Here is a 20,669-nt window from a genome sequence, read left to right on the forward strand (position 1 = left end):
ATGCAAGGACATCTTAAGCTCATGCTTATCAGCAGCCTGGTGTTTAGCGCCTGTAGCGCGCAGGCGGCGGTAGCTCCAGATCGCACGCGGTTGGTCTTTCGTGGGGATGAAAAATCCATCAGCGTGGATCTCAAAAATGCGAGCGAAAAGCTGCCCTACCTGGCGCAGTCGTGGGTAGAAGACGACAAAGGCCAGCGTATTACCTCGCCGCTGGCCGTCGTTCCGCCGGTACAACGCATTGAAGCGCTGGGGATTGGTCAGGTCAAAATCCAGGGAATGCCTGGGTTGAGCGCGCTGCCGCAGGACAGAGAAACGCTGTTTTTCTATAACGTCCGGGAGATCCCGCCGAAAAACGATAAACCCAATACGTTACAGATTGCCCTGCAAACGCGCATCAAACTGTTTTATCGCCCGGCATCGCTTGCCAAAGTTGACCAGATGCATCCCTGGCAGCACCAGGTGACGCTGGAGAAAAAAGGCAGCCAGTACCAGGTGAATAACGCCACGGGCTATTACGTCATCTTAAGTAACGCCAGCAATCGGGTGGACGGGACAACCGCGAAAGGGTTCGAGCCGATGGTGATTCCGCCGCGCACCAGCCCGGTGATGCCGGTGAACGCCGCCGATCTGGGCAGTGCGCCAGTGCTGACCTATGTGAATGACTATGGCGCGCGCTTGCCGCTGATTTTTGACTGTAGCGCCGGGAAATGCACAGTCAACGAAGAGAAGAGCAGAAAATCGTGAGTAGCCTGAGCGGTTGGAGCATCAGGCGGCCATGGGGCCTGGCGGCGACGCTGGCGCTTTGCATCGGCGCTGTCGCACCGCTTCATGCGACGAGTAAAACGGTCAATATGAAGCTGATCGTTTTGGTTAACGCCGCGCCGCCGTGCACCATTACCGGGGGAACCGTGGCCTTTGGCGACGTGCTGACCACCTTAGTGGATGGCGTGAACTACGTTAAGCCCGTCAGCTATAAGCTGAACTGTAGCGGTCGGGTCTCTGACTACCTGAAATTGCAGATCCAGGGGACGTCGCTCACGGTGAACGGCGAGTCGGTACTGAAGACCAGCGCGACGGGTTTAGGGATCCGTATTCGGCAGGCCGGTAATAAAACGCTGGTGCCCATTGGCAGTACGCAGTGGCAGAACTTTACCTATACCTCAACGTCCGGCATTGCGCTGGAGGCCGTACTGGTGAAGGCGAGCGGGACAACGCTCAAGGCCCAGGACTTCAGCGCGGCGGCCACGCTGGTGGTGGACTATCAATGAAAAAATTACTTCTGGGATTGCTGCTGGGGACGTCTACGCTACATGCGGCAGAGAATCTGAAATTCACCGGTACGCTGCTCGACCCGCCCACCTGCGTGATTAATAACGACAAAACGATAGAGATCGATTTTTCTAAAGTAGCGATCGACAAAATTGACGGCAGCAATTATATGCAGCCGGTGATGTTTAATGCCGTGTGTAGTCAGGTGCCGAAGGGGAGCGGGCTGGAGTTGAAGATAACCATCAGTGGCACAGCAACCGATTTTGACCCAGCGGCGATCGAGACCGACGTTGGCGGCCTGGGGATCAAACTTCTGCAGAACGGAAAGTCTTTTACGATTGGCCAGACGCTGACCATTGATCCGCTCGCAATGCCGCTCATTCAGGCGGTTCCGGTGAAAAAGAGCGGGGCATCCCTTCAGGAGGGTGGCTTTGAAGCCTGGGCAACGCTGCAGTTGGAGTTTCAATGATGACGAAAAAAACGATGGCGGGTCATGCTCTGCTGCTGTGGGGCGCGTTGTCGGCGCAGGGGATGAGCGAGGACAACCTCCATTTTACCGGCCAACTGATCTCCAGCGCCTGCACGTTGGTGATAACGGGGAATAACCTGGCCGATGTGACGTTTCCGGTGCTGAATATCAAAGATTTACAGAAACGCGGGCAGTCAGTACGGGTGCCGTTTATCTTGCAGCTTAAAGATTGCAACACCGCATTAGGTACCGGCGTCACGGTCACCTTTTCGGGAACGGAGGTCAGCGACACGGCGGGGATTCTGGCGTTAGATGGGCAGTCGCAAGCTGAAGGCGTCGGGATTGGTATCGAAACTGCGGAGGGGAATCCGGTGGCGATTAACGGCAGTTCGGGGGCGACGTTTGTGCTTAATAACGGGCAAAACAGCTTAAATTTCAACGCATGGGTGCAGACGATTCCGGGGGCAGAAATGACGCCGGGTCGTTTTTCCGCCACCGCCACCGCCGCTTTTGAATACTTATGATTATGAAAAGAATACATCGTTTGTCTGTGCTGGTTCTCGCTATCGTTGGTGCGCTGTTTTCCGCCAGCACCCTGGCGCAAGGTAAGCTGCGTAGCTCGCAGTTCGAAACGACCCTCTACTGGGCGTCTTCGGGAATCACCGGCATACGCTATGATATTAGCGTTAGCACGCCGAAGGGCGTCTACTATGGCGTCTATGAAACCCGAACCCTGATACTGAATCGCGAGATCCCGAACGTTTCATGGACTGGTCCGTCGACACCGCCGACGCTGTACCTTAAAAGCTGGGGGACGAAAAGTGATAGCAATTGTCCTGGACTGGATACCCATTATTGGGATTGTGCGAAACAGGTGCTGCGCATTACGATTCAGTCGGATGATTACTGCTGCCCGTGGGTGGCTTCGACAGTGATAACCTCAACAGCACCGACTCAAGCTGCTTCGACCTATACCGGGCCGCCAGCGCGCAGCTCCGTTTGCCCGACCGTACCGGTTGCTACCTATGATGTGTCATGGGATGCCAACACGCCCAAGCACGAAAAGGTGCTGACGATAACCCCCACGGGGGGAACCGTGAGCACGACGTTAAAAACGTATCTGATGGAAAGTGGAAAGCTGTGTGACAAAAGCAAGATGGATACCCGCGGCGCTGGCTGCCGGGTAGTAGGTACCGGGGTGACCTTGAGCATACTGGGTTGCGATAACAACGTGGTGTCGACCGTGGCATTGGCTCATGCCTTAACGGATACCGAACTGCACGATATTACCGTCTCGGTTAATACTAAAAACATTGGTACGGGAACGGTGAAATCGACCTGTAACTTTCAGTACATTCTCGAACAGCTGTAGCGGGCTATTGGCGCGCCGTTCGCGAAGAATCATGTTGGCTCCCTGGAGGGGAGCCAATAGTTCGTTTACACTTCCAGGTAGTTCAGAATCCCGTCAGCCGCCTTACGGCCTTCGGCAATCGCCGTCACTACCAGATCCGAACCGCGAACGATATCGCCACCGGCAAAGATTTTCGGGTTGCTGGTCTGGAAGGCGTTATCGCTGCCTTCCGGCGCAATCACCCGACCCTGAGAATCCAGCTCAACGCTGTGTTTTGCCAGCCATTCCATACTGTGCGGACGGAAACCAAACGCCATCACCACCGCATCAGCCGGAACGATGTGTTCAGAACCGGCAACGATTTCCGCGCGACGGCGGCCTTTCGCATCCGGCTGGCCCATTTCGGTACGCGCCATCTTCACGCCGCAGACTTTACCGTTGGCATTCACTTCCACGCCTAAAGGCTGAACATTGAACTGGAACTCCACGCCCTCTTCACGCGCGTTTTTCACTTCGCGTTTCGAACCCGGCATGTTTTCTTCATCACGGCGATAGGCGCAAATGACGTGAGATGCGTTCTGGCGAATGGAGGTACGAACGCAGTCCATTGCGGTGTCACCACCGCCAAGAACCACCACGCGCTTGCCTTCCATGCTGACGTACGGTTCGTCCGCTGTTTCACCAAAGCCCATGATCTGTTTGGTATTGGCAATCAGGAACGGCAGGGCATCGAATACGCCTGAAGCGTCTTCGTTTTCCAGTCCGCCGCGCATGGATTGGTAAGTCCCCACGCCGAGGAACACCGCGTCGTAGTCTTTCAGCAGGTCGTCGAGCTGTACGTCGCGGCCCACTTCGGTATTGAGTTTGAACTCAATGCCCATGCCAGTGAAGATTTCACGGCGGCGGGTCATGACCTCTTTTTCCAGCTTGAAGGCCGGAATCCCGAAGGTCAGCAGACCGCCGATTTCCGGGTGACGGTCAAAGACCACCGCCTTGACGCCGTTACGGGTTAACACGTCGGCGCAGGCCAGGCCTGCCGGGCCCGCACCGATAATGGCGACGGTTTTACCGGTTTGCTTCACGCCGGTCAGATCCGGGCGCCAGCCCATTTCGAACGCTTTATCGTTGATATAGCGCTCGATGTTGCCGATGGTCACCGCGCCGAACTCATCGTTCAGCGTACAGGAACCTTCACACAGGCGATCCTGCGGGCAAACGCGCCCGCAGACTTCCGGCAGGGTATTGGTCTGATGCGACAGCTCTGCCGCTTCAAAAATACGTCCTTCATTAGCCAGCTTCAGCCAGTTCGGGATGTAGTTATGTACCGGGCACTTCCATTCGCAGTACGGGTTGCCGCAGGACAGGCAGCGGTCTGCCTGTGCTTTAGCCTGGCCTTCTGAAAACGGCTCGTAAATTTCCACAAATTCAATTTTACGGATCTTCAGCGCTTTCTTTGGCGGATCAACGCGCTGTAAGTCGATAAATTGATAGACATTCTGACTCATCTTAACCCCTTACTGCGCCTGCACCCGCAGCTCAGCTGCGGAACGACTACGGTGACCCAACAGTGCTTTAACATCGCTGGACTTCGGTTTAACCAGTGCAAACTTCGCTGAGAATGCTGGCCAGTTGGCCAGGATCTCTTCGCCGCGCTGCGAACCGGTAAGCTGTACGTGCTCGGTAATCAAACCGCGTAGGTGCTCTTCGTGGATCGCCAGAGAATCCACGTCCAGCACTTCTACCAGCTCAGGGTTCACGCGTTTGCGGAAGTCGCCATCTTCATCCAGAACGTAACCAAAGCCGCCGGTCATCCCCGCGCCGAAGTTGACGCCGGTTTTGCCCAGCACGCAGACGATACCGCCAGTCATATATTCACAGCCGTTGTCGCCAATACCTTCGACGACGGTAATTGCGCCGGAGTTACGCACCGCGAAGCGCTCGCCCGCGCGGCCCGCGGCATACAAACGACCGCCGGTTGCACCGTACAGACAGGTGTTGCCGATGATGCTGGCTTCGTGGCTGCGGAAAGCTGAACCTACCGGAGGACGAATGGCGAGCAGGCCGCCAGCCATTCCTTTCCCCACATAGTCGTTAGCGTCACCGGTCAGATGCAGCTCAACGCCGCCTGCGTTCCATACGCCGAAGCTTTGGCCCGCAGTACCACTGAAGTGAGCGGTAATCGGGTCGGCTGCCAGGCCCTGGTCGCCGTGGGTCTGGGCGATATAACCTGACAGTGATGCTCCAACGGAGCGGTCGGTGTTGCGGATATCGAACCAGAACGTTTTACTCTGCTTACTGTCAACGAACGGTTTCGCCTGCTGGAGCAACTGCGCATTGAGTACGCCGTTATCGAACGGCGGGTTGTTCTCAGTGCAGTACAGCGCTTTGCCAGGATGCGGCTCTGCGGTCTCCAGCAGCTTGCCGAGATCCAGCTTCTGCTGCTTGGCGGTAAAGCCATCCAGCTCTTTTAGCAGGTCGGTGCGGCCAATCAGATCCACCAGACGCTTCACGCCCAGCTGTGCCATCAGCTCGCGGGTTTCGCGGGCGATAAATTCAAAGTAGTTAGTCACTTTGAACGGCAGGCCGTGATAGTGGTTCTTACGCAGCTTGTCATCCTGAGTTGCTACGCCGGTTGCGCAGTTATTCAGGTGGCAGATACGCAGATATTTACAGCCCAGCGCAACCATCGGGCCGGTACCGAAGCCAAAGCTTTCTGCGCCAAGTATCGCTGCTTTAATGATGTCGAGGCCGGTTTTCAGGCCGCCGTCCACCTGCAGACGAATTTTGTGGCGCAGACCGTTGGCTACCAGTGCTTGCTGGGTTTCCACCAGGCCGAGTTCCCACGGACAGCCCGCATATTTCACAGAGGATAGCGGGCTGGCACCGGTACCGCCGTCGTAACCGGCGATGGTGATCAGGTCCGCATAGGCTTTTGCTACGCCGGTGGCGATAGTACCGACGCCCGGTTCGGAAACCAGCTTCACGGAGATCATCGCCTTCGGGTTGACCTGTTTCAGGTCGAAAATCAGCTGCGCCAGATCCTCGATAGAGTAAATATCGTGGTGCGGTGGCGGAGAGATAAGCGTCACGCCCGGCACGGAATAGCGCAGTTTGGCGATATACGGAGTGACCTTATCGCCCGGCAACTGACCGCCTTCGCCCGGTTTTGCCCCCTGGGCGACTTTAATCTGGATAACGTCAGCGTTGACCAGGTAAGCCGGAGTCACGCCGAAACGACCGGAAGCGACCTGCTTGATGCGCGACACTTTATTGGTGCCGTAGCGCGCCGGGTCTTCGCCGCCTTCGCCGGAGTTGGAGTTACCGCCGATGCTGTTCATTGCTTCAGCGAGCGCTTCATGCGCTTCCGGGCTTAATGCGCCGATAGACATTGCTGCGGTATCGAAGCGTTTGAACAGCTCGCTGGCTGGTTCAACGTCGTCCAGGCTGACGGTGGTCCCGTCCGGAGTCACGGCTAACAGGTCGCGCAGCGTTGCCGCCGGGCGTTCGTTAACCAGCTTCGCATACTGCTGATAATCGCTGTATTCGCCGCTTTGTACCGCTTGTTGCAGGGTGCGAACCACGTCCGGGTTGTAGGCGTGATATTCGCCGCCGTGGACGTATTTCAGCAGACCGCCCTGATCCAACGGTTTACGCGCCAGCCAGGCACGTTTCGACAGGTTCAGCAGATCCTGCTGGAAGTCATCAAAGCTTGCGCCGCCAATACGACTGATAACGCCCTGGAAGCACAGGTCGGACACATCGCGATGCAGGCCCACGGCTTCGAACAGTTTGGAACAGCGGTAAGATGCGATGGTCGAAATACCCATTTTCGACATGATCTTATACAGACCTTTGTTGATACCGTTACGGTAGTTCAGCATCACCGTACGGTACTCTTTGTCGATGGCTTTGTTGTCTACCAGCTTCGCCAGGGTTTCATAGGCGAGGTATGGGTAGATAGCCGTCGCGCCGAAGCCCAGCAGCACGGCAAAGTGGTGCGGATCGCGGGCGCTGGCGGTTTCGACAATAATGTTGGCGTCGCAGCGCAGGCTCTTATCGACCAGACGGGTCTGAATCGCGCCCACTGCCATCGGAGCTGGTACCGGCAGACGGTTTTTAGCGATGTTGCGGTCAGAGAGCACCAGTAGCACGGTACCGTTACGCACCATCTGTTCGGCTTTGTCACACAGCGCCTTCACGGTTTCAGCCAGCGTGGTTTCGGTGGCATCAAACGTGATATCCAGGACGTCGGCGCGATAGTGCTCCTCTTCCATGGTGGTCAGCTGTTTAAAATCGGAGTACAGCAGAATCGGTGACTTGAAGCTCAGGCGGTGCGCCTGGCCTTCCGCTTCGCAGAAGACGTTCATTTCACGACCGATGCTGGTGGCCAGCGACATGACGTGCGCTTCACGCAGCGGGTCGATAGGCGGGTTGGTGACCTGCGCGAACTGCTGACGGAAGTAATCGTAAATGATACGCGGCTGGCTGGAGAGTACGGCAAATGGGGTGTCGTCGCCCATTGAACCGACTGCTTCCTGGCCATTTTCACCGAGCACGCGCAGGACGGAATCCAGCTCTTCCGCGCTGTAGTTAAACTGTTTCTGGTAGCTGGCAAGGGTATCATCATCCAGCTGGCGGCTACCGACGTCTTCATCCGGCAGTTCTTCGAACGGCACCAGGCGACGGACGTTTTTCGCCATCCACTCTTTATACGGGTGACGGCTTTTCAGATCGTTGTCGGTTTCTGCGGAGTGCAGAATACGCCCCTCACGGGTATCGATAACCATCAGCTCGCCGGGACCGACACGACCTTTTTCGACCACTTCATCTGGCTGGTAATCCCAGATACCGACTTCAGAAGCGCAGGTGATAAGCTTGTCTTTAGTGATGACGTAGCGTGCCGGACGCAGACCGTTACGGTCGAGGTTACAGGCGGCGAAACGACCGTCGGACATGACGATGCCCGCAGGGCCGTCCCACGGCTCCATGTGCATGGAGTTAAAGTCAAAGAACGCGCGCAGCTCTGGATCCATATCCGGGTTGTTCTGCCAGGCCGGTGGAACCAGCAGACGCATGGCGCGAATAATATCCATCCCGCCCGCCAGCAGCAGCTCAAGCATGTTATCCATCGAGCTGGAATCAGAACCGGTTTCATTAACGAACGGCGCGGCGTCGTGAAGATCCGGGATCAGCGGCGTCTGGAACTTATAGGTACGGGCGCGGGCCCACTGGCGGTTGCCGGTGATGGTGTTGATTTCACCGTTGTGCGCCAGATAACGGAACGGCTGCGCCAGCGGCCAGCGCGGCACGGTGTTGGTGGAAAAGCGCTGGTGGAACAGGCAGATTGCCGACTCCAGGCGCAGATCCGCGAGGTCCAGGTAGAAGCGCGGCAAATCCGCCGGCATACACAGACCCTTATAAATGTTGACCAGGTTCGACAGGCTGCATACGTAGAAATCTTTATCTTCCTGCAGACGTTTTTCGATACGACGACGCGCGATGAATAAACGGCGTTCCATATCGCGTGGACGCCAGCCGGCCGGGGCGTTAACAAAGATTTGTTCAATACGGGGCAGCGAGGAGAGGGCGATTTCACCAAGAACGCCTTCATTGGTCGGCACTTCACGCCAGCCAACAATAGACAGCGTTTCACGTTGAAGTTCTTCTTCGACGATGCGGCGCGCCGCTTTGGCCAGTTCAGGATCCTTATTAAGGAACAGCATCCCAACGGCGTAATTTTTGGCTAAACGCCAGCCGCGCTCTTCCGCAACAATTCGGAAGAAACGATCGGGTTTTTGTAGCAGCAAGCCACAACCGTCGCCGGTTTTTCCATCGGCAAGAATTGCGCCGCGGTGCTGCATTCGGGCCAGTGCGTGTATAGCGGTTCGCACTACCTTGTGGCTAGGTTCGCCTTCTATGTGGGCGATCAGGCCGAAACCACAGTTATCCCTCTCAAGGGATTTATCGTACAACATATCAGTGAACCTCCCCAGGCTCTACGGGACACCCTCCGATACCGATTGCGCACGGGCACAGAAAGAGCATGGCGACGGGGTTTACACCTCGCATTCGCCCTCTTTAAATCCTTTTCGCATCGGTACACAAGTTTGAGGACTTGCTGTTAAGAGGGAATCTCAATTACTGCATAAATATGATGAGCAGAGCGCTCATCCAGAAAGCTTCCAGCGGATTCCCAACTTATCGGGAATCCACACATACGTCAAATGGCAATCTTATTTATACAAAAATGTGCTATACAACGTTTAATTTTATGATTTTTAAGAAAATAATCGCATTTTAAATGCTGCTGAAACGTACCCGTCGACATAATTGAGTGTGATCTGTCTCACTATATCGATGGCACGACATTATCGTTCTGTGCTGAATTGTTTTTTTATTGCGGTTTATTAAACTGCTTTTTGTGTGATTTTTGGTATTTAACACTGTTTTATGTCCCGGTAAAGATTATGGCAAACCAGAGACTATATATAAGGAAAACTCATTACCATGAAGATGAATTAAATTGCAGTTATCTTGAGTGTTTATGCAATGAGGTAAGCGGCCGCGTTGACGATTGATCCAGGTCATCGCCGTCGGTGGCTAAAAATGGCAGGCTTGGCCCCTTTCTTAAGGCCGGTCTATCAGATTATGCAGTTACAAAAATTAGTCAATATGTTTGGTGGGGATCTTGCGCGTCGCTATGGCGAAAAGGTTCATAAACTGACGCTGCATGGTGGATTTAGTTGCCCAAATCGCGATGGTACCCTTGGTCGCGGCGGCTGCACGTTCTGTAACGTTGCCTCTTTTGCCGATGAGGAGCAGCAGCATCGCTCAATTGCCGAACAGCTGGCTCATCAGGCTCAACGGGTAAACCGCGCTAAGCGCTATCTGGCCTATTTCCAGGCTTATACCAGCACTTTTGCTGAGGTACAGGTGCTGCGTTCTATGTATCAGCAGGCAGTAAGCCAGGCCAGCATCGTCGGGCTATGTGTGGGGACTCGCCCGGACTGCGTACCCGAAGCGGTACTGGATCTGCTTAGCGAATATCGGGAACAGGGTTATGAAGTGTGGCTAGAGCTTGGTCTGCAAACCGCCCACGATAAAACGCTGCACCGGATTAATCGCGGCCACGATTTTGCCTGCTATCAGCGTACTACCCGCCAGGCGCGTGAGCGCGGTCTTAAAGTCTGTAGCCATCTTATTGTCGGCCTGCCGGGTGAAGGGCAGAGCGCATGTCTGGAGACGCTAAAACAGGTGGTTGAGACCGGTGTAGACGGCATCAAGCTGCACCCACTTCATATTGTGAAGGGCAGCATCATGGCAAAGGCGTGGCAGGCCGGTCGGTTGAACGGTATTGAACTGGAAGACTACACGGTGACCGCAGGTGAGATGATTCGGCATACGCCGCCAGAGGTGATTTATCACCGTATTTCCGCCAGCGCCCGTCGCCCAACGCTGCTCGCGCCACTGTGGTGTGAGAACCGCTGGACCGGAATGGTTGAGCTGGATAAGTACCTCAACGAGCGCGGCGTCCAGGGCTCGGCGCTGGGACAGCCATGGGTCCCTCCGATTGCCTGAAGTATGAAGGGTCTCCGCATTTTTTGCACAACTTACAGCGTCTTGCTCAGAATTGGGTATTATTGTGCGGAGTTGTCGCTAAGGAATCCCTCATGAAGCAAATTCGTATGCTGGCGCAGTACTATGTTGACCTGATGATGAAGCTGGGTCTGGTGCGCTTTTCAATGCTGCTGGCTCTTGCGCTGGTGGTACTGGCGATAGTCGTGCAGATGGCCGTTACCATGGTATTGCATGGTCAAGTGGAAAGTATTGATGTTATCCGCTCTATCTTCTTTGGTTTGCTGATTACTCCGTGGGCGGTCTATTTCCTCTCGGTGGTGGTTGAGCAACTGGAAGAGTCCCGGCAGCGCCTTTCGCGACTGGTAGAGAAGCTGGAGGAGATGCGCGAACGCGATCTCAAGCTCAATGTACAGCTTAAGGACAATATCGCTCAGCTCAATCAGGAGATCGGCGAGCGTGAAAAGGCTGAAGCGGAACGTGAAACGACGCTTGAGCAGTTGAAAATTGAGATGAAGGAGCGTGAAGAAACGCAAATTCAGCTTGAACAGCAATCCTCCTTCCTTCGTTCCTTCCTTGATGCTTCACCAGACCTGGTTTTCTATCGTAATGAAGATAAAGAGTTTTCTGGTTGTAACCGCGCCATGGAACTGCTGACAGGTAAAAGCGAAAAACAGCTCATCCACCTGAAGCCGCAGGATGTTTACAGTGAAGAGGTCGCGGAGAAGGTGCTGGAGACGGATGAGAAAGTTTTCCGTCACAACGTGTCTCTGACCTACGAGCAGTGGCTGGATTATCCGGACGGGCGTAAGGCCTGCTTTGAAATCCGCAAAGTGCCTTATTATGACCGCGTGGGTAAGCGACGTGGGCTGATGGGTTTTGGCCGCGATATTACCGAGCGTAAGCGCTATCAGGACGCGCTGGAACGCGCTAGTCGCGATAAGACCACCTTTATCTCAACGATCAGCCACGAACTGCGTACGCCGCTTAATGGCATTGTTGGTCTCAGCCGGATCCTGTTGGATACCGACCTGACCGACGAGCAGGAAAAATATCTGAAAACCATCCATGTCTCAGCGGTGACGCTGGGTAATATCTTCAACGATATTATTGAGATGGATAAAATGGAACGACGTAAAATCCAACTGGATAACCAGCCTGTTGATTTCACCGGCTTCCTCGCCGACCTGGAAAACCTCTCTGGCCTGCAGGCCCAGCAGAAAGGATTGCATTTCGTATTGGATCCCTCGCTACCGCTACCGCATAAAGTGATCACCGACGGCACGCGCCTGCGCCAGATTTTGTGGAATCTTATCGGCAATGCCGTGAAGTTTACCTCGCAGGGCGGGAACGTGAACGTTCGCGTGCGCTATGACGAAGGCGATATCCTGCACTTCGAAGTGGAAGACTCCGGTATCGGTATTCCTGAAGCGGAGCAAGACAAAATATTCGCCATGTATTACCAGGTTAAAGATAGTCATGGCGGTAAACCGGCTACCGGGACCGGTATTGGCCTCGCCGTATCGCGCCGTCTGGCTCGTAATATGGGCGGTGATATTTGCGTTTCCAGTCAGCCGGGTAAGGGGGCGACCTTTACTCTCACTGTACATGCGCCAGCCGTTGCGGAAGAAGTGGAGGACACTCTGGCTGAGGATGATATGCCATTACCTGCGCTGAATGTGCTGCTGGTGGAAGATATTGAACTCAACGTGATTGTGGCGCGGTCGGTGCTGGAAAAATTGGGTAACAGCGTGGATGTCGCGATGACTGGTAAAGCCGCGCTGGAGATGTTTGAGCCTGGCGAGTACGACCTGGTGCTGCTGGATATTCAATTACCTGATATGACGGGCCTGGATATCTCTCGTCAGCTAAAACAGAATTTTGCTGCTGACGAACTTCCGCCGCTGGTGGCGCTAACCGCTAACGTACTCAAGAACAAGAAAGAGTATCTGGATGCTGGAATGGACGATGTTTTGAGTAAACCATTATCGGTTCCAGCATTAACCGCCATCATCAAAAAATTCTGGGATTCACCCGAAGAAGAGGAGAGCGATATGCCATCTGTTGATGTCAGTAAATCGGCTTCTGTGCTGGATGTTCCAATGCTTGAGCAGTATATCGAACTGGTGGGGCCGAAGCTGATTAATGACGGTCTGGCGGTGTTTGAGAGGATGATGCCCGGCTATCTGTCGGTTCTGGAATCCAACCTCACCGCGCGCGACCAGAAAGGGATTGTCGACGAAGGACATAAGATTAAGGGAGCTGCGGGCTCAATCGGTTTGCGCCACATCCAACAGCTCGGACAACAGATTCAGTCGCCGGATTTGCCAGCGTGGTCAGATAACGTTGCAGAGTGGGTTGAAGAGATGAAGTCCGAGTGGCAAAACGACGTAGCGGTGCTGAAAGCGTGGGTAGCAGCGGCGGATAAAAAATGACCCCGGATAGACCGGGGTGCGCGAATACTGCGCCAACACCAGGGAACTGGTTGTTGTGCCAGAATCATTTTAGTGATTTTTTAACGCGGCGCAACCTGAGGATTTGGTTTGCTCGCTCATTAAGATAGCAAACCTTAAATAATTTGTTACGTGAATCAGTAAAATATGTGAAGCATAGCGAGTAAATCAAAATTTTTTACTGGTTTCATAGACTTGTACTAAGGGGCTGATGTGATGAAGAGAATTGGTGTGGTGCTGAGCGGTTGCGGTGTTTATGACGGTAGCGAAATTCATGAGGCGGTCATAACCTTACTGGCGATAGCTCGCAGCGGTGCTCAGGCCATCTGTTTCGCGCCTGATAAAGTACAAACCGATGTTATCAATCATTTGACTGGTGAAGCGCAGGCTGAAAGCCGCAATGTGTTAGTTGAAGCGGCACGTATTGCCCGTGGGCAGATTCAGCCCCTGGCTAGCGCCCGAGCGGATGAGTTGGATGCGCTGATCGTGCCTGGCGGATTTGGGGCGGCGAAAAACCTCAGCAGCTTTGCCTCGCAGGGCAGCGAATGCGAGGTCGATAGCAACCTCAAGTCGCTGGCGCTGGCGATGCATCAAGCCGGTAAGCCGCTAGGCTTTATCTGTATCGCTCCGGCGTTATTACCCAAAATTTTTGCCATTCCGCTGCGGATAACTATCGGGACTGACCTTGATACCGCCGAGGCAGTAGAAGACATGGGCGCTGAGCATGTGCCTTGCCCGGTCGATGATATTGTGGTTGATGAAGACAACAAAGTGGTAACAACACCCGCCTATATGTTGGCACAGAATATTGCTGAAGCGGCAAGCGGCATTGAAAAACTGGTTGCCCGCGTGCTGGTTCTGACGGCATGAAATACCGCTTTTCACCGCTGCGGATGATGAAGCGCTTTTTGTTGCGGCTGCTGTTAGCCTGCGTGGTGATATGGGGTGGCGGAATTGCGCTTTTTAGTATTCTGCCGGTGCCTTTTTCAGCCGTTATGCTGGAGCGCCAGGTCGGGGCATGGGGATCGGGAAATTTTCATTATATTGCCCACTCTGATTGGGTGGGGATGGATGAAATTTCTCCCTGGATGGGGCTGGCGGTCATAGCAGCAGAAGATCAAAAATTCCCGGAGCACTGGGGATTTGACGTTTCAGCTATTGAGAAAGCGCTGGCGCATAATGAACGCAATGAGAACCGGATCCGTGGGGCGTCAACCCTGTCGCAACAGACGGCCAAAAACCTGTTCCTGTGGGATGGCCGCAGTTGGCTGAGAAAAGGGCTGGAGGCGGGGCTGACCGTCGGTATTGAGACGGTGTGGAGCAAAAAACGTATTCTCACGGTCTATCTGAATATCGCTGAGTTTGGCGACGGAACCTTTGGTGTCGAAGCCGCATCACAGCGCTATTTTCATAAGCCAGCCAGTAAGCTGACGGCTTCCGAAGCGGCGCTGCTCGCTGCGGTTTTGCCTAATCCGATTCGCTTTCGCGCCGATGCGCCGTCAGGGTATGTCCGCAGTCGCCAGGCATGGATCCTGCGCCAGATGCGCCAACTGGGTGGGGAAGGGTTTATGCGGGGGAATAAGCTATATTGAGGTAAATTTTAATCCCGGTAAGCGTAGCGCCTGGCCGGGAAAAAGTTCTCTAATCCTCGTCAAACCCGGCGTTGAACAACGCAATAACCGCGGCCAGCGCCTCAACTTCTTGCGGACCGTTGGCTTCAATCTCAATTTGACGTCCTTTCGCTGAGTCGAGCATCAGCAGGGCAATCACGCTATTGGCTTCAGCCTCAGTACCCTCATCATTACGCAGCAGCACTTCAGCATCATAGTTCTGCATTAACTCAAACAGCTTCATCGCCGGGCGAGCGTGCATGCCCAGCTTATTGGTGATCTCAACGGTTTGCTTAACGGTCATGATTTGCGTTTTTCCAGCGTCCGATGACGAGACTGCACGTTCTTACCGCGCGAGCGGAAGTAGTCAGCCAGCTGTTCGGCGACGTAAACCGAACGGTGTTTACCGCCGGTACAACCAATGGCCACCGTCAGATAGCTGCGGTTATTGGTTTCCAGCATAGGTAACCATAGCTCAAGATAGCTGCGGGTCTGGTAGATAAAATTGTGAACTTCAGTATGCCGGTCGAGGAAGGCGGCGACGGGCTTATCCAGGCCGGTCATCGGGCGCAGCTTTGGATCCCAGTGCGGGTTCGGCAGGAAGCGAACGTCGAAGACGTAGTCGGCGTCAATAGGGATACCGTGCTTAAAGCCAAAGGATTCAAAAACCATCGTCAGTTCACGTTCCCGTTTGCCTAACAAACGAGTGCGTAGCATTTCTGCCAGCTCATGCACCGACATTTCGGAAGTATCGACAATCAGATCGGCGCGGGAACGCAGAGGTTCCAGCAGGTCACTTTCTTCATCGATAGCACTTTCCAGCGACAGGTTTTTGCTTGATAGCGGATGTAAACGACGCGTGTCGCTGTAGCGGCGAATAAGCGTGTTACGATCGGCATCCAGAAACAGCAGTTGAGGCGAAAATTCAGTGGGCAGATTTTTCATTGCCTGCTCAAAGATTTCCGGTGACTCAGGCATATTACGCACGTCAATGCTGACGGCAGCCGAGATGTTTCTATCGGCAAGGGAGCGCGCCAGCTCTGGCAGCAGGACAACCGGCAGGTTGTCCACGCAGTAGAAACCCATATCTTCCAGCGCTCGCAGGGCGACGGATTTCCCAGACCCTGAACGGCCGCTGACGATCATCAGTACCATGTACCGTTTCTCCTCAGTACGATAAAGAGTAAGGTGCGACTTCCGTTATGCCTCATCGTTGCTTCCTGATTCAGTGATGATTTCATATAGCTCTTCATCACTTTGTGCAGCGCGCAGGCGACGGCAAATGGTTTTATCCGCCAGACGTTTCGCGACCAGCGACAGCGTATGCAAATGCGTTTTTGTTTGATCGGCTGGAACGAGGAGGGCAAACAGAAGATCGACGGGTTGATTGTCGATGGCGTCGAAAGCGATCGGCGTTTCCAGCTGGACAAAAACGCCAACGGCTCGCAGCGTATCCTCTTCGAGTTTTCCGTGCGGAATAGCAATGCCGTTACCAATCCCGGTGCTGCCCATTTTCTCTCGTGTGAGGATTGCCTCGAACACGATCTGAGGCGGCAAGCCTAGCTGTTTTGCTGCCAGTTCGCTGATGATTTCCAGCGCGCGTTTCTTGCTCTGGCAGTGAACCTGGCTACGGGTACATTCCTGGTTAAGAACATTGCTCAGTTGTAGAGCCGAATCGTTATTTATCATAATTTCACCTGAGCTCTCCCTCGCCAACCGCTTGTTAGCGGTTGGCGTAGGCTATTGCCCGGACAATTAGTGTTGTTTTAGTTTATCTTTATGCTTTGTTAACTGTCTTGCCAGCTTATCGATAAGACCATCGATAGCGGCATACATATCCTGCCCTTCCGCGCTGGCATGGATTTCGCCACCGTTGACATGCAGATTGGCGTCCGCAATTTGCGTCACCTTCTCTACTTTTAACACAATGTAGACCTGGTTGATCCTGTCGAAAAACTGCTCCAGTTTGCTGAATTTCGCATTGACGAAATCGCGCATGGCGGGGGTTATTTCGACGTTGTGTCCTGTAATGTTGAGCTGCATAGTGTCTTCCTTATCGGTTGGGTCAAACTAGCTGCTTGCGCTGGTTTGACGGCGGAATGGATAAAGACTCTCGATACTTAGCGACGGTGCGGCGTGCCACCATAATACCCTGATCGGATAACATGGTGGTCAGCTTACTGTCGCTCAACGGCTTCGCGGGGTTTTCCGCGGCGATTAACTTCTTCACCAGCGCACGAATGGCCGTCGACGATGCTTCGCCGCCGCCTTCGGTGTTGACATGGCTGGAGAAGAAATACTTCAGCTCAAAAATACCGCGTGGACTGTGCAGGTATTTTTGCGTGGTAACGCGTGAAATGGTGGATTCATGCATTTCGACGGCCTGGGCAATATCTGCCAGAACCATCGGCTTCATAAACTCTTCACCTTGTTCAAAGAAAGCCTGCTGCTGTTCAACGATACAGCGGCTGACGCGCAGCAGCGTATCATTGCGGCTCTCCAGGCTCTTGATAAGCCAGCGAGCTTCCTGCAGATTACTGCGGATAAACTGACCGTCGGCATCATTGCGCGCGTTGTTACCCATGGCGGCATAGTGCTGATTGATTTTCAGGCGCGGAAGACTATCTGAGTTGAGTTCAACCACCCAACGATCGTTAACCTTACGCACCAGAACATCAGGGATCACATATTCCGGTTCGCCGGTTTGAATGGACTGGCCTGGGCGCGGATCCAGCGACTGGATCAGATTCACCGCTTCCTTGAGTACTTCTTCTTTAAGGCGGGTTACGCGCATCAGGGTACGGAAATCATGATTGGCCAGCAGATCGAGATGATCGCTGATGATCAGGCGGGCTTCATCAAGCCACGGCGTCTCTTTAGCAAATTGTGAAAGCTGAACCAGCAGGCAGTCGCGCAGATCTTTGGCCGCTACGCCGACGGGGTCGAAACGCTGAATACGTTTGAGAACTGCTTCAACTTCTTCAAGTCCGATTTCATCATCGCCAATGCTCTCCACGATATCTTCAACAGAAACCGTGAGGTAGCCAGTATCATCAACGGCGTCAACGATAGAGGTGGCGATAGCGCGATCTGTATCGGTGAAAGGCGTGAGTTCGACTTGCCACATCAGGTAATCCTGCAGGCTCTGAGTGGTTTCACCCTGATAAATCGGCAGTTCATCATCCTGGTAATCCACGCCGTTACCTGATGGTGTACCGGCGGTGTAAATCTCATCCCAGCTGGCATCAAGCGGCAGCTCTTCAGGCATATCTTTTTGCTCAAGAGCATCGACGGTATCCAGAGATTCGCGATCCTCGGCCTCTTTGGTTTCTACCTCGTCGTGAAGATCGGTTTGCTCGAGCAACGGGTTACTCTCCAGCGCCTGCTGGAGTTCCTGCTGGAGTTCTAACGTGGACAGCTGCAAAAGGCGAATTGCCTGCTGCAACTGTGGCGTCATGGCAAGCTGTTGGCTTAACCTTAATTGCAAACCTTGCTTCATATTCAGGGCCAATATCTCCGGCTAAAACGTCTGTAACCTCTACCCTATCAGAGTCTGAAGTCTTCCCCAAGATACACGCGCTTAACCTGCTCGTCTTCAAGGATTTGCTGCGGTGTGCCGTGGGCTATCAGGTGACCCTGGCTAACAATATATGCACGTTCGCAAACGGCCAGGGTTTCCCTGACGTTATGGTCGGTTATCAGTACGCCGAGACCGCTGTCGCGCAGGTGTTCAATAATACGTTTGATATCGATAACGGAAATGGGGTCAACGCCGGCAAAGGGTTCATCCAGCAGAATAAATTTCGGGTTGGCGGCCAACGCGCGGGCGATTTCGACGCGGCGGCGTTCACCACCGGAGAGCGCCTGGCCGATGTTATCGCGCAGATGCTCAATGTGAAACTCTTCCATCAGCTCTTTTGCACGGTCTTCACGCTGCTCATTGCTGAGATCGTCGCGAATCTGCAATACCGCCATCAAGTTATCGTAAACGCTCAGGCGACGGAAAATAGACGCTTCCTGCGGAAGATAGCCGATGCCGCGACGCGCACGGGCGTGTAGCGGCAGCAGGCTGATATCTTCATCATCAATAATAATGTTGCCAGCGTCGCGCGGTACGATACCGACGACCATATAGAACGTGGTTGTCTTACCGGCCCCGTTAGGGCCGAGCAGACCAACTATCTCGCCGGAGTTGACGGTCAGACTGACGTCTTCCACCACGCGGCGGCCTTTATAGGCTTTAGCGAGATTCTTTGCAGTTAATGTTGCCATAACGAATTACTTACCCTTGTTTGGCTGAGCGTTGCCTTTGTCCTGCAGCTGCGAAGGAACCAGAACCGTGGTCACGCGCCCACCTTTATTGCTGAACGCCTGCATTTTCTGCTCTTTTACCAGATAGGTGATTTTGTCACCCTGAATATTGCTATCGATCTGTTCCAGATGTGCGTTACCGGTCAGAACGACAAAATCATTTTGCAGTTCATAATGCATTTTCGACGCGCGGCCTTTCACCGGTTTACCGTTATCCTGCATCTGGTAGAAAGTCGCCGGGTTACCGTAACCGTCGATAACCTCTTTGCCTTTCTCTCCGCCAGGACGCGTGACAACAACCTTATCGGCGTTGATTTTGATGGTTCCCTGGGTGACGACGACATTACCGGTAAAGGTGACAACATTACCCTGCATATCCAGCGACTGCTGATCGGATTCAATATGAATCGGCTGATCGGTATCGCCCGTCTTTGCCTGTGCCGACAGGCTGGCGGCCAGTAAGGCGCTGGCGAGCGCAATCTTAAGGCTGAGTTTGTTTGTTCTGAATTTCATAAGAGGTTCTAACCTTTTCAATCAGCTCGGCAGTTTTGCTGCGTAGGTTTCCGCGCATTTTCAGGCCGCTGGAATTAAATGTTGTCCCGTACAACGTCACCATGTCATCGGAGGTAACATCCTGCGTCACCAGGTTTATCTGGGCGTTATCCGTCGTAATTTTGCGTAATTGAGAATCCGCCGTTAGCGCATTCACTTCAACGTGTCCGTAAAGATACAGCATGCGGTCGTTCGTCAACTTGGCTTTATCCGCTTTGATGGACCAGGTCGGTACTTTATTGGTATCAAAAGTGGTCATCACCGGCTTGGCAAACCACGAGAGCTGCTGTTCGGAAAAATACTCTACATGTTCAGCAATCAACCGGTAGTTAAGCGCCCCTTCAGGGCTATAAACAACGGTATCGGTATGTTCGCTGGTATACGTCGGGTCATCAGGATTGACCGCCTGCTGGGGAGTATCGTCCGTACCCGCCAGATTCAGACCGATTAGAATCAGCGCGACCAGCGACAGTAAAATGATAACCCAACGCCTGGTTTTACTCATATAGATTGCCCTTTGGCCTCATCCAACTTGCCCTGCGCCAATAGTAGCAAATCGCAAACTTCGCGTACCGCTCCACGACCGCCATTGATACGAGTGACGTAATCCGCGCGCGGGATCAGCAACGGATGCGCATCTGCTACCGCTACGCTTAAACCGACTTCAGCCATAACCGGCCAGTCAATGAGATCGTCACCAATGTAGGCTACTTCATCTGCACGAACGGCCAGCTTGTTGAGTAATTCATGAAACGCTAAAAGCTTATTGGACTGTCCCTGGTACAGATGCGTGATGCCCAGCGTCTGGCAACGGTCTTCCACCAGTTTAGCTTTTCGCCCGGTAATTATCGCCACTTCAATATCTGAAGTCAGGGCGCAGCGGATGCCGTAGCCATCGCGCACGTTAAACGCTTTCAGCTCTTCGCCATTGTTGCCCATGTAGATAAGGCCATCGGACAGGACGCCATCTACGTCGAGGATCAATAATCGGATCTTCGCCGCACGGTCGATAAAGTCCCGGCTTACCGGCCCATAGCAAGTCGACAACCGGGCATCAGCATTATTCATTATTTTTTCCT

The 20,669-nt window shown here is 53.8% G+C and carries 20 protein-coding genes; 9 read left to right on the top strand and 11 right to left on the bottom strand.

Features of this window, described 5'->3' with window-relative positions; translation table 11 throughout:
• From FN082_RS20645 to FN082_RS20665, 5 genes are read left to right on the top strand one after another with little or no spacing between them, the layout of a single operon-like run.
• Complete coding sequence (locus tag FN082_RS20645) at positions 1 to 744, top strand: fimbria/pilus periplasmic chaperone (protein WP_142463575.1); 744 nt, start codon at positions 1 to 3, stop codon at positions 742 to 744.
• Positions 741 to 1,268: a fimbrial protein gene (locus FN082_RS20650; protein ID WP_142463581.1), complete on the top strand. Its 528-nt coding sequence runs from the start codon at positions 741 to 743 to the stop codon at positions 1,266 to 1,268. The genes FN082_RS20645 and FN082_RS20650 overlap by 4 nt, the downstream gene beginning before the upstream one ends.
• Positions 1,265 to 1,738 (top strand): fimbrial protein, encoded by a 474-nt coding sequence (locus FN082_RS20655; protein ID WP_142467160.1) that lies wholly within the window; start codon positions 1,265 to 1,267, stop codon positions 1,736 to 1,738. The genes FN082_RS20650 and FN082_RS20655 overlap by 4 nt, the downstream gene beginning before the upstream one ends.
• Positions 1,735 to 2,262, top strand: a complete 528-nt coding sequence (locus FN082_RS20660; protein ID WP_142982286.1) for a fimbrial protein — start codon at positions 1,735 to 1,737, stop codon at positions 2,260 to 2,262. The genes FN082_RS20655 and FN082_RS20660 overlap by 4 nt, the downstream gene beginning before the upstream one ends.
• 26 nt (positions 2,263 to 2,288) lie before the next feature.
• Positions 2,289 to 3,110, top strand: a complete 822-nt coding sequence (locus tag FN082_RS20665; RefSeq protein WP_235892146.1) for a StfH/YfcO family fimbrial adhesin — start codon at positions 2,289 to 2,291, stop codon at positions 3,108 to 3,110.
• Between the two features lie 65 nt (positions 3,111 to 3,175).
• Here the strand turns inward: FN082_RS20665 and gltD are convergent, their stop codons facing one another.
• Entirely contained in the window at positions 3,176 to 4,594 is a 1,419-nt protein-coding gene (gene gltD / locus FN082_RS20670) for a glutamate synthase subunit GltD (protein ID WP_139540707.1), read from the bottom strand.
• A gap of 9 nt (positions 4,595 to 4,603) precedes the next feature.
• The gene (gltB, locus tag FN082_RS20675; protein WP_139540706.1) at positions 4,604 to 9,064 is read right to left on the bottom strand and encodes a glutamate synthase large subunit; all 4,461 of its coding nucleotides are present in this window, start codon (positions 9,062 to 9,064) and stop codon (positions 4,604 to 4,606) included.
• 673 nt (positions 9,065 to 9,737) lie between these two features.
• Between gltB and FN082_RS20680 the strand changes: the two genes are divergently transcribed.
• The 4 genes from FN082_RS20680 to mtgA all read left to right on the top strand — a co-directional run bounded on the left by FN082_RS20680 (position 9,738) and on the right by mtgA (position 14,709).
• Positions 9,738 to 10,667 carry a TIGR01212 family radical SAM protein gene (locus tag FN082_RS20680; protein ID WP_142467156.1) on the top strand — a complete coding sequence of 310 codons (930 nt, stop codon included), beginning with the start codon at positions 9,738 to 9,740 and terminating at the stop codon, positions 10,665 to 10,667.
• 92 nt (positions 10,668 to 10,759) lie between these two features.
• Positions 10,760 to 13,099, top strand: a complete 2,340-nt coding sequence (gene arcB, locus FN082_RS20685) for an aerobic respiration two-component sensor histidine kinase ArcB (protein ID WP_142463569.1) — start codon at positions 10,760 to 10,762, stop codon at positions 13,097 to 13,099.
• A 234-nt stretch (positions 13,100 to 13,333) separates the two neighbouring features.
• Positions 13,334 to 13,987, top strand: coding sequence for an isoprenoid biosynthesis glyoxalase ElbB (gene elbB / locus FN082_RS20690; RefSeq protein WP_139540775.1), 654 nt, complete (start codon positions 13,334 to 13,336; stop codon positions 13,985 to 13,987).
• Positions 13,984 to 14,709 (top strand): monofunctional biosynthetic peptidoglycan transglycosylase, encoded by a 726-nt coding sequence (mtgA, locus tag FN082_RS20695; RefSeq protein ID WP_139540703.1) that lies wholly within the window; start codon positions 13,984 to 13,986, stop codon positions 14,707 to 14,709. Before elbB ends, mtgA begins: the two co-directional genes overlap by 4 nt.
• A gap of 49 nt (positions 14,710 to 14,758) precedes the next feature.
• Here the strand turns inward: mtgA and npr are convergent, their stop codons facing one another.
• The 9 genes from npr to kdsC all read right to left on the bottom strand — a co-directional run bounded on the left by npr (position 14,759) and on the right by kdsC (position 20,658).
• Positions 14,759 to 15,031, bottom strand: coding sequence for a PTS phosphocarrier protein NPr (gene npr, locus FN082_RS20700; protein WP_004106170.1), 273 nt, complete (start codon positions 15,029 to 15,031; stop codon positions 14,759 to 14,761).
• Complete coding sequence (gene rapZ, locus FN082_RS20705) at positions 15,028 to 15,882, bottom strand: RNase adapter RapZ (protein ID WP_142982288.1); 855 nt, start codon at positions 15,880 to 15,882, stop codon at positions 15,028 to 15,030. Before rapZ ends, npr begins: the two co-directional genes overlap by 4 nt.
• A 45-nt stretch (positions 15,883 to 15,927) precedes the next feature.
• The gene (gene ptsN, locus FN082_RS20710; RefSeq protein WP_142462605.1) at positions 15,928 to 16,416 is read right to left on the bottom strand and encodes a PTS IIA-like nitrogen regulatory protein PtsN; all 489 of its coding nucleotides are present in this window, start codon (positions 16,414 to 16,416) and stop codon (positions 15,928 to 15,930) included.
• A gap of 66 nt (positions 16,417 to 16,482) precedes the next feature.
• Positions 16,483 to 16,770, bottom strand: coding sequence for a ribosome hibernation promoting factor (hpf, locus tag FN082_RS20715; RefSeq protein ID WP_139540700.1), 288 nt, complete (start codon positions 16,768 to 16,770; stop codon positions 16,483 to 16,485).
• 22 nt (positions 16,771 to 16,792) lie between these two features.
• The gene (gene rpoN / locus FN082_RS20720) at positions 16,793 to 18,226 is read right to left on the bottom strand and encodes an RNA polymerase factor sigma-54 (RefSeq protein WP_139540774.1); all 1,434 of its coding nucleotides are present in this window, start codon (positions 18,224 to 18,226) and stop codon (positions 16,793 to 16,795) included.
• Positions 18,227 to 18,273: 47 nt separating this feature from the next.
• The gene (gene lptB, locus FN082_RS20725; protein WP_138362921.1) at positions 18,274 to 18,999 is read right to left on the bottom strand and encodes an LPS export ABC transporter ATP-binding protein; all 726 of its coding nucleotides are present in this window, start codon (positions 18,997 to 18,999) and stop codon (positions 18,274 to 18,276) included.
• Positions 19,000 to 19,005: 6 nt separating this feature from the next.
• Positions 19,006 to 19,551, bottom strand: a complete 546-nt coding sequence (lptA, locus tag FN082_RS20730) for a lipopolysaccharide ABC transporter substrate-binding protein LptA (protein WP_139540699.1) — start codon at positions 19,549 to 19,551, stop codon at positions 19,006 to 19,008.
• Positions 19,520 to 20,095, bottom strand: a complete 576-nt coding sequence (gene lptC / locus FN082_RS20735) for an LPS export ABC transporter periplasmic protein LptC (RefSeq protein WP_139540698.1) — start codon at positions 20,093 to 20,095, stop codon at positions 19,520 to 19,522. The genes lptA and lptC overlap by 32 nt, the downstream gene beginning before the upstream one ends.
• The gene (kdsC, locus tag FN082_RS20740) at positions 20,092 to 20,658 is read right to left on the bottom strand and encodes a 3-deoxy-manno-octulosonate-8-phosphatase KdsC (RefSeq protein ID WP_139540697.1); all 567 of its coding nucleotides are present in this window, start codon (positions 20,656 to 20,658) and stop codon (positions 20,092 to 20,094) included. Before kdsC ends, lptC begins: the two co-directional genes overlap by 4 nt.
• Between the last annotated feature and the right edge of the window lie 11 nt (positions 20,659 to 20,669).

The organism is Klebsiella spallanzanii, assembly GCF_902158555.1.
Classification (GTDB): domain Bacteria; phylum Pseudomonadota; class Gammaproteobacteria; order Enterobacterales; family Enterobacteriaceae; genus Klebsiella; species Klebsiella spallanzanii.

Excerpts from the sequence above, each read along its gene's own strand:
- lptC (WP_139540698.1), bottom strand. The coding sequence starts at position 20,095 with ATGAGTAAAACCAGGCGTTGGGTTATCATTTTACTGTCGCTGGTCGCG.
- FN082_RS20645 (WP_142463575.1), top strand. The coding sequence starts at position 1 with ATGCAAGGACATCTTAAGCTCATGCTTATCAGCAGCCTGGTGTTTAGC.
- lptA (WP_139540699.1), bottom strand. The coding sequence starts at position 19,551 with ATGAAATTCAGAACAAACAAACTCAGCCTTAAGATTGCGCTCGCCAGC.
- lptB (WP_138362921.1), bottom strand. The coding sequence starts at position 18,999 with ATGGCAACATTAACTGCAAAGAATCTCGCTAAAGCCTATAAAGGCCGC.
- FN082_RS20680 (WP_142467156.1), top strand. The coding sequence starts at position 9,738 with ATGCAGTTACAAAAATTAGTCAATATGTTTGGTGGGGATCTTGCGCGT.
- FN082_RS20660 (WP_142982286.1), top strand. The coding sequence starts at position 1,735 with ATGATGACGAAAAAAACGATGGCGGGTCATGCTCTGCTGCTGTGGGGC.
- gltD (WP_139540707.1), bottom strand. The coding sequence starts at position 4,594 with ATGAGTCAGAATGTCTATCAATTTATCGACTTACAGCGCGTTGATCCG.
- FN082_RS20655 (WP_142467160.1), top strand. The coding sequence starts at position 1,265 with ATGAAAAAATTACTTCTGGGATTGCTGCTGGGGACGTCTACGCTACAT.
- npr (WP_004106170.1), bottom strand. The coding sequence starts at position 15,031 with ATGACCGTTAAGCAAACCGTTGAGATCACCAATAAGCTGGGCATGCAC.
- mtgA (WP_139540703.1), top strand. The coding sequence starts at position 13,984 with ATGAAATACCGCTTTTCACCGCTGCGGATGATGAAGCGCTTTTTGTTG.
- gltB (WP_139540706.1), bottom strand. The coding sequence starts at position 9,064 with ATGTTGTACGATAAATCCCTTGAGAGGGATAACTGTGGTTTCGGCCTG.
- rapZ (WP_142982288.1), bottom strand. The coding sequence starts at position 15,882 with ATGGTACTGATGATCGTCAGCGGCCGTTCAGGGTCTGGGAAATCCGTC.
- ptsN (WP_142462605.1), bottom strand. The coding sequence starts at position 16,416 with ATGATAAATAACGATTCGGCTCTACAACTGAGCAATGTTCTTAACCAG.
- arcB (WP_142463569.1), top strand. The coding sequence starts at position 10,760 with ATGAAGCAAATTCGTATGCTGGCGCAGTACTATGTTGACCTGATGATG.
- hpf (WP_139540700.1), bottom strand. The coding sequence starts at position 16,770 with ATGCAGCTCAACATTACAGGACACAACGTCGAAATAACCCCCGCCATG.
- rpoN (WP_139540774.1), bottom strand. The coding sequence starts at position 18,226 with ATGAAGCAAGGTTTGCAATTAAGGTTAAGCCAACAGCTTGCCATGACG.
- elbB (WP_139540775.1), top strand. The coding sequence starts at position 13,334 with ATGAAGAGAATTGGTGTGGTGCTGAGCGGTTGCGGTGTTTATGACGGT.
- kdsC (WP_139540697.1), bottom strand. The coding sequence starts at position 20,658 with ATGAATAATGCTGATGCCCGGTTGTCGACTTGCTATGGGCCGGTAAGC.